The following is a 15,862-nucleotide window of genomic DNA, read 5'->3' on the forward strand; positions in this document are numbered from 1 at the left end:
AGGTTTCCAGAACTGGCTTCAGGCATATTCAGCCGTTGAGTTGGCCTGCAGACTCTGAATGCTCAGCGTTAACGTCGTCAGGCAGTTATCGAGTTTATCTGCGTTGACGGCAATGACAGTCGGACAGTCATGATGGCCGCTCATCAGGCACACGGCAGCAGCGGCCAGCGCCCCTTCGGCACGGTGCAAAGCATCCCACTCTTCCTGGTCGAGATGCAAAGTGAAGCGCAACGATTCATCGTGCAGCTCACGGTTCAGTTCGAAAAAGTTATCACGTAGATGATCATTCTCGCTGACTGACATGTATCCTTTCGCCTTCCGTAGCTGCAGATACGCAGCGAGGTCTATCCTGGCGTTGATCAGCTTATTCAGCAGATCGGTTCTCAGTCTGTCAACGAACATACTTCGTTCCTCCTTTTTGCAACCATAGTGCAATTTTATAGTATGGTCGTTTTTTGCTCAAAAAGCTGCCGGAGATCAATAATTCACCGGGAATTAACATTATTTACAATGTTAATAGTACATCTGACCTCCCTCAGCAGCGCTGAGCCAGGGCGTTTTCGCCGCCGCTAATAACTAATCTGTCGGGACGCGCACATTCCTGTATAATTTCCGCCACTATGCCGTTAAAATCCCGCGCCATTGATGCAACGTGAGTAAATCAGCATGTCACAAACCCGAAATCCCTCCCTGCAGCCAAAGATTGGTTTTGTCTCTCTTGGTTGCCCGAAGAACCTTGTCGATTCAGAACGTATCCTGACGGAACTGCGCACTGAAGGTTACGACGTTGTCCCGAGCTATGACGATGCAGATATGGTCATCGTTAATACCTGTGGCTTTATCGACAGCGCCGTGCAGGAGTCGCTGGAAGCCATCGGCGAAGCGCTGAATGAAAACGGCAAAGTGATCGTGACAGGCTGTCTGGGCGCGAAAGAAGATCAGATCCGCGAAGTCCATCCGAAAGTGCTGGAAATTACCGGACCGCACAGCTATGAGCAGGTTCTGGAACACGTCCATCATTACGTGCCCAAACCGAAGCATAATCCGTTCCTGAGCCTGGTGCCGGAACAGGGCGTGAAGCTGACCCCGCGTCACTACGCCTATCTGAAAATTTCCGAAGGCTGTAACCATCGCTGCACCTTCTGCATTATTCCGTCCATGCGTGGCGATCTTGTCAGCCGTCCCATTGGCGAAGTACTGAGCGAAGCCAAACGCCTCGTCGACGCCGGGGTAAAAGAGATCCTGGTGATTTCCCAGGACACTTCCGCCTACGGCGTGGACGTGAAACACCGCACCGGTTTCCACAACGGTGAGCCGGTGAAAACCAGCATGGTGAGCCTGTGCGAGCAGTTGTCCAGGCTCGGCATCTGGACGCGTCTGCATTACGTCTATCCGTATCCGCATGTCGATGACGTGATCCCACTGATGGCGGAAGGCAAAATTCTGCCGTATCTGGATATTCCGTTGCAGCACGCCAGCCCGCGCATTCTGAAGCTCATGAAGCGTCCGGGTTCCGTTGACCGCCAGCTGGCGCGCATCAAACAGTGGCGTGAAATCTGTCCGGAACTGACGCTGCGTTCGACGTTTATCGTCGGTTTCCCGGGCGAGACGGAAGACGATTTCCAGATGCTGCTCGACTTCCTGAAAGAAGCGCGCCTCGACCGCGTCGGCTGCTTCAAATACAGCCCGGTAGAGGGCGCAGGCGCGAACGCGCTGCCGGATCAGGTGCCGGAAGAGGTAAAAGAAGCGCGCTGGAACCGCTTTATGCAGCTACAGCAACAGATTTCCGCCGAACGCCTGCAGGAGAAAGTGGGTCGCGAGATAATGGTCATCATTGATGAGGTGGACGAGGAAGGCGCGATCGGCCGCAGCATGGCGGACGCACCGGAAATTGACGGCGCGGTTTACCTGAACGGTGAGACCCACGTGAAGCCCGGCGATGTGATTCGCGTTAAGGTGGAAAACGCCGACGAATATGATTTGTGGGGTTCCCGGGTTTAACGTTTACCCCCTCACGATTGCCGGATGCGCCATCTATGTCGCATCCGGTCAACACCGGTCCCTTCCCCTCGCTTACCCTTTAATTTTCGGATCCAGCGCGTCCCGCAGTCCATCGCCTAACAGGTTAAACGCCAGTACCGTCAAAAATATCGCCACCGCCGGGAACAGCGCCACGTGCGGCGCGATCACCATATCCGCTCGCGCTTCATTAAGCATCGCGCCCCACTCCGGCGTCGGCGGCTGCGCCCCTAAACCAAGAAACGACAGACTTGCCGCCGAAATGATCGACGTCCCTATGCGCATGGTGAAAAACACCACAATCGACGAAACGGTTCCGGGCAGAATATGGTTGAAGAGGATCGTCGCATCGCTGGCGCCAATGCTTCGGGCCGACTCGATAAATGTTTGCTGCTTCAACACCAGCGTATTGCCACGTACCAGGCGCGCGAAGGCCGGGATCGAGAATATCGCCACGGCGATAATCACGTTAGCAATACCGCTGCCGAGCACCGCCACCACGGCTATCGCCAGCAGAATGCCGGGAAAGGCGAACAACACATCGCAGATGCGCATAATCAACCGATCCCACCAGCCTTCATAGTAGCCCGCCAGTAGCCCCAGCACCGTACCGATCGCCGCGCCGATCAGCACAGCGAATACCCCCGCCGCGAGAGAGATTTGCGCGCCGACCAGCACCCGGCTGAAGATGTCCCTGCCCAGCGAGTCCACGCCGAACCAGTGCAGCGCCGACGGACCTTCGTTGAGCCGGTCGTAATCGAAATAATTTTCCGCATCAAACGGCGTCAGCCAGCGGGCAAACACCGCCACCACAATCAGCGCCAGCACAAACAGACCGGCAATCAGCGCCGCATGCTGGCGACGAAAGCGTCGCCAGAATTCGTACCACGGCGTGCGCACCCGCTCCGGTTTCACCAGAGGCATCGCGTTCAATATCGCCTGACGGCGCCAGTGACGTAATCGCATCCTTACTTGTACCTGATAGCCGGGTTAATGGCCGCGTAGAGCACATCCACCACTAAGTTGATAAGAATAAACTCCAGCGAGAATAACAGCACTTCGGCCTGTATCACCGGGTAATCCCGCATTTCCACCGAATCCACCAGCAGACGCCCCAGCCCCGGCCAGTTAAAGACCTTCTCCACCACGATGGAACCGCCGAGCAAAAAGCCAAACTGCAGCCCCATCATGGTGACGACCGGGATCATGGCGTTGCGCAGTCCGTGCTTGAGCACCACCCAGGTTTCACTCACCCCTTTCGCCCGCGCGGTGCGCATGTAATCTTCGCTTAACACATCGACAAAGGACGCGCGGGTAAAGCGCGCCATCACCGACGCCACCGCTGCGCCCAGGGTGATTGACGGCAAAATATAGTGCTGCCAGCTATCGGCCCCCACGGTCGGCAGCCAGCCCAGCCCGACGGAAAACACCTGCATCAGCAGCATCCCCAGCGCAAAGGCCGGAAAGGAGATCCCGGTAACGGCGAGCGTCATGCTGAGGCGATCGGGCCAGCGGTTGCGCCAGACAGCGGCGACAATACCCGCGGCCATGCCGAACAGAACCGCCCACGCCATACTGGTGAGCGTCAGCCACAGCGTAGGCATAAAACGGCTGGCAATCTCCTCGGAAACGGGTCGCCTGGAGACCATCGAAAGGCCAAAATCGCCGCGCAACACGTTGGTCATGTAATGCCAGAACTGGACATGCAGCGGCTGGTCAAGCCCCAGTTGCTGACGCACCAGTTCGATGACCTGCGCGTCGGCTTCCGGCCCGGCGATCAACCGCGCCGGATCGCCGGGGAGCAGATGGACGAATAAAAAAACCAGCACCGCCACAATAAACAGCGTCGGAATCAACCCCAACAAGCGCTTGAGAATATAATTAAGCATCAGATTCCCGGGGTGGCTTATTGCAAGTCGGCGTCGTCAAAGCTGAAGCCCGTATCCGGCATAATCCAGAAGCCAGTCAGCTTTTTGTTGTGCGCCGAGACCAGTTTTTCTACCACCAGCGGGATCCACGGCGACGCCTGCCAGAGGATATCCTGCGCCTCTTTATACAGCCGCGCCTTCTCCTGCGGGTCGGTGGTTTTCAACGCCTGCGCCAGATCGCGGTCTACCTGTTGATTGCTGTAAAAGGCGGTGTTAAACAGCGTCGGCGGCCAGTTTTGCGAGGCAAACAGCGGCGACAACGCCCAGTCCGCTTCGCCGGTAGAAGCCGACCAGCCGGTGTAAAACATCCTCACCCCGCTCTCTTTCTGCCCCTTACCTTCCACTTCCGCTGCGCGCTGTCCGGCGTCCATTGCCGTCACCTGAACCTTAACGCCCACCTGCGCCAGTTGCTGCTGAGTAAACTGCAGCACTTTCTGGGCGGTACTGTGATTGTGCGAGGCCCACAGCGTGGTGCTAAAGCCGTTCGGGTATCCGGCCTCTTTCAGCAGTTCACGCGCTTTTGCCGGATCGTAAGGCCACGGCGTGTAGGTTTGCGCCCCGGCAATGGACGGCGGTACCACTCCGGTCGCCGGGGTCGCATAGCCAGCAAACGCCACCTTCACCAACGCCTGGCGGTTAATGGCGTAGTTCAACGCCTCACGCACTTTCGGATCATCAAACGGTTTTTGCGTCACGTTCATGCTGATATAACGCTGCATGATCGACGGGCTGGCCACCAGTTGCAGATTTTTGTTTTTCTCTAGCAGAGCGGCCTGCTCGTAAGGAACAGGAAACGCAAACTGCGCTTCGCCGGTTTGCAGCATCGCCGCGCGGGTATTGTTGTCAGTTACCGGACGCCAGGTAATGGTATCGAGCTTCGGTAACCCTTTTTGCCAGTAACCGGGGAATTTTTTCACCTTCACATAATCGGTTTGGTTCCACGTTTCAAGCGTGTAAGGCCCGGTCCCGACCGGATGAAAGCCGATCTCTTTGCCATATTTTTCCAGCGCTTTCGGCGAAATCATCGCGGTTGCCGGATGCGCCAGAATGTTGATAAACGCCGAGAAAGGCTGCTTCAGGGTAATTTTTACGGTCGCGGGATCAACCACTTCCGTTTTAGCGATATTTTTATACAGGTTATAACGTTTAAGTCGGTTATCCGGGTTGCTGGCGCGATCGAGGTTCGCTTTCACCGCGTCGGCGTTAAAGTCGCTCCCATCCTGGAACTTCACACCCTGACGCAGTTTTAGGGTATACACCAGGCCGTCGTCGGAAACGGTGTAGCTTTCCGCCAGCACGTTTTTCAGCTTCATCCCTTTATCCAGTCCAAACAGCCCCTGGTAAAAAGATTTAGCGACCGCCTGCGATAAGGTGTCATTCGCATCGTAAGGATCGAGCGTGGTGAAATTGGAACCTACCGCCACCACGACGTCTTTCGCCGCAAACGCGGGCGTGGCGGCCAGTACGGAGGCCGCGCCGAGAGCCAATAGCCACTGCCGGGGAACGAATGTTGTCATAATTTTTCTCCTGTACCCTGCCTGAATGTTATAAGCGCGAAAGCGCATTTTCTTGTTGCGGACGCGCGACATAGTGCCCTGGCCCGACTAACTGCAATGAAACAGGCGTCACCCTCTCCCCGCGTCGATAAATATTGCTGGGAAGTTCGTCCGATAACAACACGCGTTGCGGCCGTTGCCGCCCGGGGTCAGCCACCGGAACCGCCGCCATCAGCTTACGCGTGTAGGGATGATGCGGATGTTCAAACAGCGCTGCGCGCGGCCCTATCTCCACAATACGCCCCCTGTTCATGACCGCGACGCGGTGGCTGATGCGCTCCACCACCGCCATATCATGCGAAATAAACAGATAAGCAATGCCCATTTCCCGCTGTAAGTCGAGCAGCAGGTTAATAATCTGACCACGAATCGAGACGTCCAGCGCCGAAACCGCCTCATCGGCGATGATCACCTTCGGGTTCAGCGCCAGCGCGCGGGCAATGCAGATACGCTGGCGCTGTCCGCCAGAGAACTCATGCGGATAGCGCCAGGCGTGCTCGGCGCGCAACCCAACCCGTTCCAGCAGCCACGCCACTCTTTTTGCCGCCGCGTCCCCCTCAAGCACCCCATGTACTCTTAGCGGTTCCCCAATGGAATACCCTACGGTCTGGCGGGGATCGAGCGAGGCATAAGGATCCTGAAAGATGAACTGAATATCACGCCGCAAAGACTGCAGCTTGCGGGCAGGCAGGTTATCTATACGCTGCCCCTGAAAAATAATCTCGCCGGACTGGCTTTCCACCAGCCGAAGCAACGCCCGTCCGGTAGTGGATTTACCGCAGCCGGACTCCCCCACCAGCGACAGGGTTTCGCCCGGCCAGAGATCGAAGCTGACGTCTTCAACCGCATGTACTTCCCGCGTCACGCGGTTCAGGATGCCGCTACGCAGGGGAAAACGGGTAACCAGATTGCGCACCTGCAATATTGGCTCGCCGTCCACCACTGTATTCTGATCCGTCGGCGGCTCGCAGGTATCCGGTTCGTCATGGGAAATGAGCGGGAAGCGGCGCGGATAAGGCAACCCTTGCATCGCGCCCAGTGTTGGTACTGCCGCCAGGAGCGTCCGGGTGTAGGGATGCTGCGGCGCACGGAAAATATGCTGAACATCGCCGGTTTCTACCGCCTGGCCCTGATACATCACCAGTACGCGGTCGGCGACATCGGCCACCACGCCCATATCGTGCGTGATGAAAATCACCCCCATCGACATCTCCTGCTGCAACACCTTGATCAGGCGCAGGATCTGCGCCTGTATAGTGACATCCAGCGCGGTTGTCGGTTCGTCGGCGATCAACACCGCCGGACGACAGGAGAGCGCCATCGCGATCATAACCCGCTGGCGCATCCCGCCGGAAAGTTGATGTGGATAGCGCGACAGAATCGCGTTTGCTTCAGGAATGCGAACCTGATCGAGCATGCGTTTAGCTTCCGCCATCGCCTCTTCCCGCCCTAGCCCCTGATGCAGACGGATCGACTCGGCGATCTGCTCGCCTACGGTAAACACTGGGTTGAGGGAGGTCATCGGCTCCTGAAAAATCATCGCGATATCGGCGCCGCGAATGCGCTGCAGCTGCGAGGCGCTTTGCTCGCCCAGCTCAATCACGTCGCGGTTTCGTCGGCGCAGCAGCATCTGCTCACTGTGCACTTCTCCGCCGGACTGCTCAAGCAGCCGCATCAGCGACAGCGCGGTTACCGATTTTCCCGATCCGGATTCGCCGACAATCGCCAGCGTCTCGCCGCGCTTGAGGCGAAACGACAGATCCCGCACCGCCTCGACGCGCTGCTGCTCGTGCCGAAAGGCAATGGTCAGTTTGCTGACCGCCAGTACATCGCTGGCGGCAAGCTCATCACTGTGTGGCAACGGTATCCCCTTTTTCCCGGTAGATTCCGGTGGTTGGTGTATCGCCCGCGTAGCCCCAGGCGCGATACATGCCTTCACTGTTAAAGGGCAACGCGACATTCCCTTCATGATCAACGGCGATCAGCCCTCCGCTGCCGCCCAACGCCGGTAATTTCTCCATCACCACGCGCTCGCAGGCTTCGGATAAACTCAGGCCGCCGTACTCCATCAACGCGGCAATGTCATAGGCGGCCAGCGTGCGAATAAACACTTCCCCGGTGCCGGTACAGGACACCGCCACACTGGCATTATTGGCATAGCAGCCCGCGCCGACCAGCGGGCTGTCGCCCACGCGTCCTGGCAGTTTATTGGTCATGCCGCCCGTCGAGGTTGCCGCCGCCAGGTTACCTTGTAAATCGAGCGCCACCGCGCCAACGGTGCCCATTTTTTTACTTTCATCCAACGGCGCGGCACTATGATCGAGCCGCGTTTCACCGCTGGCGCGCGCGGCCAGAAGCTGTTCCAGACGTGCCGGCGTCGAGAAAATTTCTGGGGAGACACGCGCCATCCCCAGTCCGGCAGCAAATGCTTCCGCGCCAGGGCCAATCATCATGACATGGGGACTGTGTTCCATCACCAGCCTGGCGGCGAGAATGGGATTACGCAGATGACTGACGCCCGCCACCGCCCCGGCTTTCAGGGTGTTACCGTCCATGACGCAGGCATCCAGTTCATGGGTGGCGTCGCGGGTGTATACCGCGCCGATGCCCGCGTTAAACAGCGGACACTCTTCAAGCAGCCGCACGGCCTCCGTCACCACATCCAGTGCGCTTTCTCCTGCTTCCAGCATCGTTTGTCCGACCGCTACGATGTCAGACAACGCCTGGATATAGCGTAACTCCTGCTCGTGGCTCATCTGTGCGCGCGAGATAGCGCCAGCGCCGCCGTGAATTGCAATGACTGCTTTGCCCATGATTATCATCCGTCTTCTACAAATATCAGAATTTCGTAGAGTTATTGATTCGATTTTTGAATATAGAAAGATGCGTTTGGCATGTAAAGGTTCAGGACGCAGGCTACGTCCGAGGGAGCATACAGTCCCCCGCCATTTTCTGACATAATAGACGGATTCGAGTTTGCCCCGCAGGAGTGTTTTCATGGAATTTACCGCCGGACTGATGCCGCTGGAAACGGCGCTTACCAATATGCTGTCGCGTGTAACCCCGCTTACCGCCGTTGAGACGCTGCCGCTGGTGCAGTGCTTTGGTCGCATTCTGGCCACCGATGTGGTCTCGCCGCTGGACGTGCCGGGCTTTGATAATTCCGCAATGGACGGTTACGCGGTACGCCTCGCCGACCTCGCTGCCGGGCACCCCCTGCCCGTCGCCGGTAAAGCCTTTGCCGGTCAGCCGTTTGACGGTGATTGGCCCGCCGGAAGCTGCATTCGCATTATGACCGGCGCGCCGGTTCCCGCAGGCTGTGAGGCGGTGGTAATGCAGGAGCACACCGAACAAACGGACAGCGGTATTCGGTTTACCGCTAACGTTCGCGCCGGGCAAAATATTCGCCGTCGCGGAGAAGATATCAGCCAAAACGCGGTGGTATTTCCTGTCGGTACGCGCCTGACCACCGCAGAGCTGCCGGTATTGGCGTCGCTCGGCATTGCCGGGGTGCCGGTGGTGCGTAAAGTGCGCGTTGCGCTGTTTTCCACGGGGGATGAACTGCAGCTGCCGGGTCAGCCGCTCGGCGAGGGGCAAATTTATGACACCAACCGCCTGGCGGTGCACCTGATGCTGGAACAACTGGGTTGTGAGGTGATCAATCTCGGGATTATTCGCGACGACCCGAACGCCCTGCGCGCGGCGTTTATTGAAGCCGACAGCCAGGCCGACGTGGTTATCAGTTCCGGCGGCGTATCGGTTGGCGAAGCGGATTACACCAAAACCATTCTGGAAGAACTCGGCGAGATCGCTTTCTGGAAGCTGGCGATCAAGCCAGGCAAACCGTTCGCGTTCGGTCAGCTCAGCAACAGCTGGTTCTGTGGCCTGCCGGGCAACCCCGTCTCCGCAGCGCTGACGTTTTACCAGCTGGTGCAACCGTTGCTGGCGAAACTGAGCGGTAACAACGCCAGCGGCTTACCGCCCCGTCAGCGGGTCCGCACCGCCTCGCGTCTGAAAAAAACGCCGGGACGTCTCGACTTCCAGCGCGGCGTGTTACAGCGCAACGCGAACGGCGAGCTGGAAGTGAGCACGACGGGACACCAGGGCTCGCATATTTTTAGCTCCTTCAGTCAGGGAAATTGCTTCATTGTGCTGGAGCGCGAGCGCGGGAATGTGGAGGCCGGCGAATGGGTGGACGTCGAGCCGTTTAACGCACTGTTTGGGGGCCTGTAATGGCGGAACTCAGCGACCAGGAGATGCTGCGCTACAACCGGCAAATCATCCTGCGCGGCTTCGATTTTGACGGTCAGGAAGCGCTGAAGGCGGCCAGAGTACTGATCGTCGGGCTCGGCGGACTCGGTTGCGCCGCCTCGCAATATCTGGCAAGCGCAGGCGTCGGACAACTGACGCTACTGGATTTCGATACCGTGTCGTTGTCCAACCTGCAGCGTCAGACCCTGCACAGCGACGCGACGATCGGGCAGGCTAAAGTTGAGTCTGCGCGGGAGGCGCTGCGACGGATTAATCCACACATTACGATTACGCCGATCAACGCTCTGCTGGATGACACAGCGCTTAGCGCGCTTATCGCTAAACACGATCTGGTGCTGGACTGTACCGATAATGTCGCCGTTCGCAATCAGCTCAACGCGGGCTGCTTTGCCGCCAGGGTTCCCCTGGTATCCGGCGCGGCAATCCGCATGGAGGGTCAGATCAGCGTCTTTACCTATCAGGAAGGCGAACCCTGCTATCGCTGTCTGAGCCGCCTGTTTGGCGAAAACGCCCTCACCTGCGTCGAAGCGGGCGTCATGGCGCCGCTGATTGGCGTGATTGGCTCGCTACAGGCAATGGAGGCAATAAAACTGCTGGCGCGTTATGGACAGCCCGCACGCGGCAAAATTGTCATCTATGACGCGATGACCTGCCAGTTTCGCGAAATGAAACTGATGCGCAATCCAACCTGCGAAGTGTGCGGGAAATAACATACGTCCCGGTGACGACCCACTGGCGCACAGGGACTCGAGCGTTAGGAAAACGTCGCGCTGTAACGCTGGCGCGCCATGCGCATGTTTGTCTGGACCGGACTGCTATGAGGCCGGATAAGGCTTACGCCCTACCCGGCCTGGGATCAGATTGAGGTACGACCAAACGCGCTCTGCCAGTCGTGCTCAAATTTGGCGACGGCGGCATCCACTGCCGGATAGCTGATCAACTGCTGCGCAACGTCCAACGGCAGGGTGATCGACTCACAGCCTGCCAGCAGGCAATCCAGCGCCTGACGCGGGGTTTTAAAGCTCGCCGCCAACACTTTCGCCTGAGGAGCGTGCATTTTCAGCAGGTTCTGGAGATCGGTCACGGTCTGGATCCCGTCCCCTCCCTGCGCATCCATGCGGTTAACGTATGGCGCGACATACTCTGCCCCCGCCAGGGCGGAGAGAAGCCCTTGCGCCGCGCCGTACACTGCCGTGCCGAGGGTCGGAATGCCTTCCGCTTTCAGCAATTTAATCGCCGCCAGTCCTTCCGCCGTTACCGGAACTTTGACCACGATATCCGCAATGATCCCACGCAGCTTGCGCGCATCGCTGACCATCCCTTCCGCCGTCGTCGCCATCACCTGGGCAAACAGACGCCCTTGACCGCCCATCGCATCACGTAATTCAGGCAGCAACACCTCCAGCGGTTTTTTGCCTGCGGCGACAATACTCGGGTTAGTGGTCACGCCCGCGAGAGGGAAAATCCGCGCCAGTGCCTTAACGGCCTCAACGTCGGAAGTATCCAGATAAAGTTCCATACCTATTCCTCAAACTGATCGTTAGCTTAAAACAAAGATACCACGGTAAAACCGCCATGTTAGTTGATACACGTCAATATAACTTTCATTCGAAAGTATTTTAATCTTTATACGAAACAAATGAGGCCGGTTATGATTTTTAATATTCAGCGTTATTCAACCCACGATGGTCCCGGCATCCGCACCGTCGTGTTCCTGAAGGGCTGCTCGCTGGGCTGTCGCTGGTGCCAGAATCCGGAAAGCCGGTCGCGCACGCCGGATCTGCTGTTTGATCCGCGCCTGTGTCTGGACGGCTGCCAGCTGTGCGCCCAGGCTGCGCCAGCCGTGATCGAACGCGCGCTGAATGGCCTTGTGATCCACCGTGAAAATCTTACCGAAAAACAGATCGCCGCGCTGAACGATTGCTGTCCGACTCAGGCTCTGACGGTTTGTGGCGAAGAACAGAACGTGGACGACATTATGGCTACCGTGCTGCGCGACAAACCCTTTTACGATCGCAGCGGCGGCGGCATCACCCTTTCCGGCGGCGAACCCTTTATGCAACCGACGTTTGCCGCTTCGCTGTTGAAAGCCAGCCATGAAGCAGGGATCCATACCGCAGTTGAAACCTGCCTGCATGTCCCGTGGAAGTACATTGCGCCTTCGCTGGAATACGTTGATTTATTCCTCGCCGATTTGAAGCACATCGCCGAGGCGCCGTTCAAACAGTGGACCGATGGCAGCGCCGCGCGGGTGCTGGGCAACCTGAAGCGGGTCGCGGCGGCGGGTAAGCAGATGATTATCCGCGTCCCCCTGATTCAGGGATTTAACGCCGACAAAGAAGCGATCGAAGCCATCACCGATTTTGCCGCCGACACGCTGCGCGTTCGCGAAATTCACTTTCTGCCCTATCACACGCTGGGCATCAACAAATATCACTTACTCAATCAACCCTACAACGCGCCGGAAAAACCGCTGGATGCGCCAGAACTGCTTGCCTATGCGCAGCAGTACGCCTGCGCGAAAGGTTTAACCGCGACTTTACGAGGATAGCCCTATGACGCAACTGAAACTGGACACGCTCAGCGAACGCATTAAAGCGCACAAAACCGCGCTGGTGCATATCGTTAAACCGCCGGTATGTACCGAACGCGCACAGCACTATACCGAAATGTACAAACAGCATCTCGACAAACCGATTCCGGTACGCCGCGCGCTGGCGCTGGCGCACCACCTGGCGGAACGCACCATCTGGATCAAGCACGACGAGCTGATCATCGGCAACCAGGCGAGCGAAGTGCGCGCCGCGCCGATCTTCCCGGAATATACCGTCTCGTGGATTGAAAAAGAAATTGACGACCTGGCGGACAGACCGGGCGCGGGCTTTGCAGTCAGCGAAGAGAATAAGCGCGTGCTGCATGAGGTCTGCCCGTGGTGGCGAGGCCAGACCGTACAGGATCGCTGCTACGGGATGTTTACCGATGAACAAAAAGCGCTGCTGGAAACCGGCATCATCAAAGCCGAAGGCAATATGACCTCCGGCGACGCGCATCTGGCGGTGAATTTCCCGCTGCTTCTGGAAAAAGGGCTCGACGGTCTGCGTGACAAAGTGGCGGAACGTCGTTCACGCATTAACCTCACCGTCCTTGACGATCTGCACGGCGAACAGTTCCTGAAAGCCATTGATATCGTGCTGGTTGCCGTCAGCGATCATATCGCGCGTTTCGCTGAGCTGGCGCGTAAAATGGCCAGTGAAGAAACCCGCGAGAGCCGCCGCACGGAGCTACTGACGATGGCGGAGAACTGCGACGTCATCGCCCATCAGCCGCCGCAAACGTTCTGGCAGGCGCTCCAGCTGTGCTACTTCATTCAACTGATTCTGCAAATTGAGTCTAACGGTCACTCCGTCTCGTTTGGCCGTATGGATCAGTACCTTTATCCGTATTACCGCCGCGACGTGGAGCTGGACCAGAGCCTGGATCGCGAGCATGCCATCGAGCTGCTGCACAGCTGCTGGCTCAAGCTGCTGGAGGTGAACAAGATCCGCTCCGGCTCGCACTCTAAAGCCTCGGCGGGCAGCCCGCTGTACCAGAACGTGACCATTGGCGGTCAGAATCTGGTTAACGGCCAGCCGATGGATGCGGTGAACCCGCTCTCTTATGCCATTCTGGAATCCTGCGGTCGTCTGCGCTCTACCCAGCCGAATCTGAGCGTGCGTTATCACGCCGGTATGAGCAACGACTTCCTCGATGCCTGCGTGCAGGTGATCCGCTGCGGATTCGGGATGCCCGCCTTTAACAATGATGAAATTGTCATTCCCGAATTCATTAAGCTCGGTATTGAACCGCAGGACGCCTACGATTACGCGGCGATTGGCTGCATCGAAACCGCCGTTGGCGGCAAATGGGGCTATCGCTGCACCGGAATGAGCTTCATCAATTTTGCCCGCGTCATGCTGGCGGCGCTGGAAGGCGGCCGCGACGCCACCAGCGGCAAGGTGTTCCTGCCGCAGGAAAAAGCGCTCTCTGCCGGTAACTTCACGGATTTCGACGATGTGATGGCGGCCTGGGATACCCAGATTCGTTACTACACGCGTAAATCGATCGAAATTGAGTACGTTGTCGACACCATGCTGGAGGAGAATGTGCACGATATCCTCTGTTCAGCGCTGGTGGATGACTGTATCGAACGCGCGAAAAGCATCAAGCAGGGCGGCGCGAAGTATGACTGGGTGTCCGGTTTACAGGTGGGCATTGCCAACCTCGGCAACAGCCTGGCGGCGGTGAAAAAACTGGTGTTTGAACAAGGCGCTATTGGTCAGCAACAGTTGGCGGCCGCGCTGGCGGCGGATTTTGACGGCCTTACCCACGAGCAACTGCGCCAGCGTTTAATCAACGGCGCGCCGAAATACGGTAACGATGATGATTCCGTCGATACCCTGCTGGCACGCGCCTATCAGACCTATATCGACGAACTGAAGCAATACCATAACCCACGCTATGGACGCGGCCCGGTTGGCGGTAACTATTACGCAGGGACGTCATCTATTTCCGCAAATGTGCCGTTTGGCGCGGCGACGATGGCAACTCCGGATGGCCGAAAAGCCCATACGCCGCTGGCGGAAGGGGCAAGCCCGGCCTCTGGTACCGACCACCTTGGGCCAACCGCGGTGATTGGCTCCGTCGGTAAGCTGCCGACCGGTTCGATTCTTGGCGGCGTATTGCTGAACCAGAAGCTGAATCCAGCCACGCTGGAGAATGAATCCGACAAGCAGAAGCTGATGATCCTGCTGCGTACCTTCTTTGAGGATCACAAGGGCTGGCATATTCAGTACAACATTGTCTCCCGTGAAACGCTGCTGGAGGCGAAGAAACATCCGGATCAGTATCGCGATCTGGTGGTGCGAGTGGCTGGCTATTCCGCCTTCTTTACCGCCCTCTCACCGGATGCGCAGGACGATATCATCGCCCGTACCGAGCATATGTTGTAATGCGCTTCTGGCCGGAGAATACGCGTAAGCGTTGCCGTCCGGCCTTATCCCCCTGTCGCCGGAGCGGCTTGCGCTTCTCCGGCCTGTTGCTTTCATTCGAAATAAATTTGTGGTTTCGGTCACATTGTTATTAAAATGTTTCTGGTCGCAGTTTTGAGCCAGGAGCACTTATATGACAGTCAACGTTATCGTCACCGATATGGACGGTACGTTTCTTGATGACGCCAAAAAGTACGATCGTACCCGCTTTATGGCCCAGTATCAGGAACTCAAAAAACGTAATATTGAGTTTGTCGTCGCCAGCGGCAATCAGTATTACCAGCTCATCTCTTTCTTTCCTGAACTCAAGGATGAAATCAGTTTCGTGGCCGAAAACGGCGCGCTGGTGTTTGAGCATGGCAAGCAGCTTTTTCATGGCGAACTGACCCGTCACGAATCACGCATTGTGATCGGCGAACTGCTGAAAGATAAGCAACTCAACTTTGTGGCCTGCGGTCTGCAAAGCGCTTATGTAAGTGAAAACGCCCCCGAAGAGTTTGTCGCTTTAATGTCAAAACATTACCATCGCCTGAAGCCAGTTAAGGACTATCACGACATTGACGACGTGCTGTTCAAGTTTTCGCTGAACCTGGCGGACGAGCAGATCCCTCTGGTGATGGATGCGTTACATACCTCGCTTGACGGCATAATGAAGCCAGTGACCAGCGGTTTTGGCTTTATTGATTTAATTATTCCGGGTTTGCATAAAGCCAACGGTATCTCCCGCCTGCTGAAACGCTGGGCGCTGTCGCCAAAAAACGTGGTGGCGATAGGCGACAGCGGTAACGATGCCGAAATGCTCAAAATGGCGGGCTATTCCTTTGCCATGGCCAATGCCGCCGACAGCATCAAAGCCCTCTCCCGCTACCGCACCGATGACAATAACCATCAGGGCGCGCTAAACGTCATTCAGGCCGTTCTGGACAATACCTCCCCTTTCAACGCCTGATCCCACATGCCGGAGCCCTGCGCTCCGGTTCTCCAGCGTCACCCTAAGCATTCAATTTTTTAAACTTGCATTAACCTATTTATAACTTATAGTGTCACTTGTAATTTAAAT

13 protein-coding genes are annotated in these 15,862 nt (G+C 57.2%); 6 read left to right on the top strand and 7 right to left on the bottom strand.

The annotated features are described in order from the left end of the window. Positions 1–18: 18 nt before the first annotated feature. Positions 19–402 (bottom strand): biofilm formation regulator BssR, encoded by a 384-nt coding sequence (bssR, locus tag HVX72_RS14065; protein ID WP_060569890.1) that lies wholly within the window; start codon positions 400–402, stop codon positions 19–21. A gap of 264 nt (positions 403–666) precedes the next feature. Between bssR and rimO the strand changes: the two genes are divergently transcribed. After that, entirely contained in the window at positions 667–2,001 is a 1,335-nt protein-coding gene (rimO, locus tag HVX72_RS14070) for a 30S ribosomal protein S12 methylthiotransferase RimO (RefSeq protein ID WP_181821676.1), read from the top strand. A 72-nt stretch (positions 2,002–2,073) separates the two neighbouring features. On the opposite strand, the gene gsiD is transcribed toward rimO, so the two are convergent. Genes gsiD through iaaA form a run of 5 tightly spaced genes read right to left on the bottom strand, consistent with a single transcriptional unit; the run spans position 2,074 to position 8,316 of the window. After that, positions 2,074–2,985 carry a glutathione ABC transporter permease GsiD gene (gsiD, locus tag HVX72_RS14075; RefSeq protein WP_042285003.1) on the bottom strand — a complete coding sequence of 304 codons (912 nt, stop codon included), beginning with the start codon at positions 2,983–2,985 and terminating at the stop codon, positions 2,074–2,076. A 2-nt stretch (positions 2,986–2,987) separates the two neighbouring features. Next, positions 2,988–3,908 carry a glutathione ABC transporter permease GsiC gene (gene gsiC, locus HVX72_RS14080; RefSeq protein WP_060569892.1) on the bottom strand — a complete coding sequence of 307 codons (921 nt, stop codon included), beginning with the start codon at positions 3,906–3,908 and terminating at the stop codon, positions 2,988–2,990. A 17-nt stretch (positions 3,909–3,925) separates the two neighbouring features. Then, positions 3,926–5,464 carry a glutathione ABC transporter substrate-binding protein GsiB gene (gene gsiB, locus HVX72_RS14085; RefSeq protein WP_181821678.1) on the bottom strand — a complete coding sequence of 513 codons (1,539 nt, stop codon included), beginning with the start codon at positions 5,462–5,464 and terminating at the stop codon, positions 3,926–3,928. A gap of 28 nt (positions 5,465–5,492) precedes the next feature. Next, positions 5,493–7,364, bottom strand: a complete 1,872-nt coding sequence (gene gsiA, locus HVX72_RS14090) for a glutathione ABC transporter ATP-binding protein GsiA (protein WP_181821680.1) — start codon at positions 7,362–7,364, stop codon at positions 5,493–5,495. Continuing rightward, entirely contained in the window at positions 7,351–8,316 is a 966-nt protein-coding gene (gene iaaA / locus HVX72_RS14095; RefSeq protein ID WP_181821682.1) for a beta-aspartyl-peptidase, read from the bottom strand. The genes gsiA and iaaA overlap by 14 nt, the downstream gene beginning before the upstream one ends. A gap of 184 nt (positions 8,317–8,500) precedes the next feature. Between iaaA and moeA the strand changes: the two genes are divergently transcribed. Both moeA and moeB read left to right on the top strand, forming a co-directional pair. Further along, positions 8,501–9,736, top strand: a complete 1,236-nt coding sequence (gene moeA / locus HVX72_RS14100; RefSeq protein ID WP_181821684.1) for a molybdopterin molybdotransferase MoeA — start codon at positions 8,501–8,503, stop codon at positions 9,734–9,736. Further along, complete coding sequence (gene moeB / locus HVX72_RS14105) at positions 9,736–10,485, top strand: molybdopterin-synthase adenylyltransferase MoeB (RefSeq protein ID WP_181821686.1); 750 nt, start codon at positions 9,736–9,738, stop codon at positions 10,483–10,485. The genes moeA and moeB overlap by 1 nt, the downstream gene beginning before the upstream one ends. A 146-nt stretch (positions 10,486–10,631) precedes the next feature. Here the strand turns inward: moeB and fsa are convergent, their stop codons facing one another. Then, positions 10,632–11,294: a fructose-6-phosphate aldolase gene (gene fsa / locus HVX72_RS14110; protein ID WP_060569896.1), complete on the bottom strand. Its 663-nt coding sequence runs from the start codon at positions 11,292–11,294 to the stop codon at positions 10,632–10,634. Positions 11,295–11,426: 132 nt separating this feature from the next. On the opposite strand from fsa, the gene HVX72_RS14115 reads away from it, so the two are divergent. The 3 genes from HVX72_RS14115 (at position 11,427) to HVX72_RS14125 (ending at position 15,751) form a co-directional block, all read left to right on the top strand. After that, positions 11,427–12,326, top strand: coding sequence for a glycyl-radical enzyme activating protein (locus HVX72_RS14115; RefSeq protein WP_181821688.1), 900 nt, complete (start codon positions 11,427–11,429; stop codon positions 12,324–12,326). Between the two features lie 4 nt (positions 12,327–12,330). Next, positions 12,331–14,763 carry a formate C-acetyltransferase/glycerol dehydratase family glycyl radical enzyme gene (locus HVX72_RS14120; RefSeq protein WP_181821690.1) on the top strand — a complete coding sequence of 811 codons (2,433 nt, stop codon included), beginning with the start codon at positions 12,331–12,333 and terminating at the stop codon, positions 14,761–14,763. Between the two features lie 172 nt (positions 14,764–14,935). Next, entirely contained in the window at positions 14,936–15,751 is an 816-nt protein-coding gene (locus HVX72_RS14125; protein ID WP_060569899.1) for a Cof-type HAD-IIB family hydrolase, read from the top strand. Positions 15,752–15,862: the final 111 nt, after the last annotated feature.

Source organism: Citrobacter sp. RHB21-C05, assembly GCF_013889015.1.
GTDB lineage: Bacteria > Pseudomonadota > Gammaproteobacteria > Enterobacterales > Enterobacteriaceae > Citrobacter_A > Citrobacter_A sedlakii.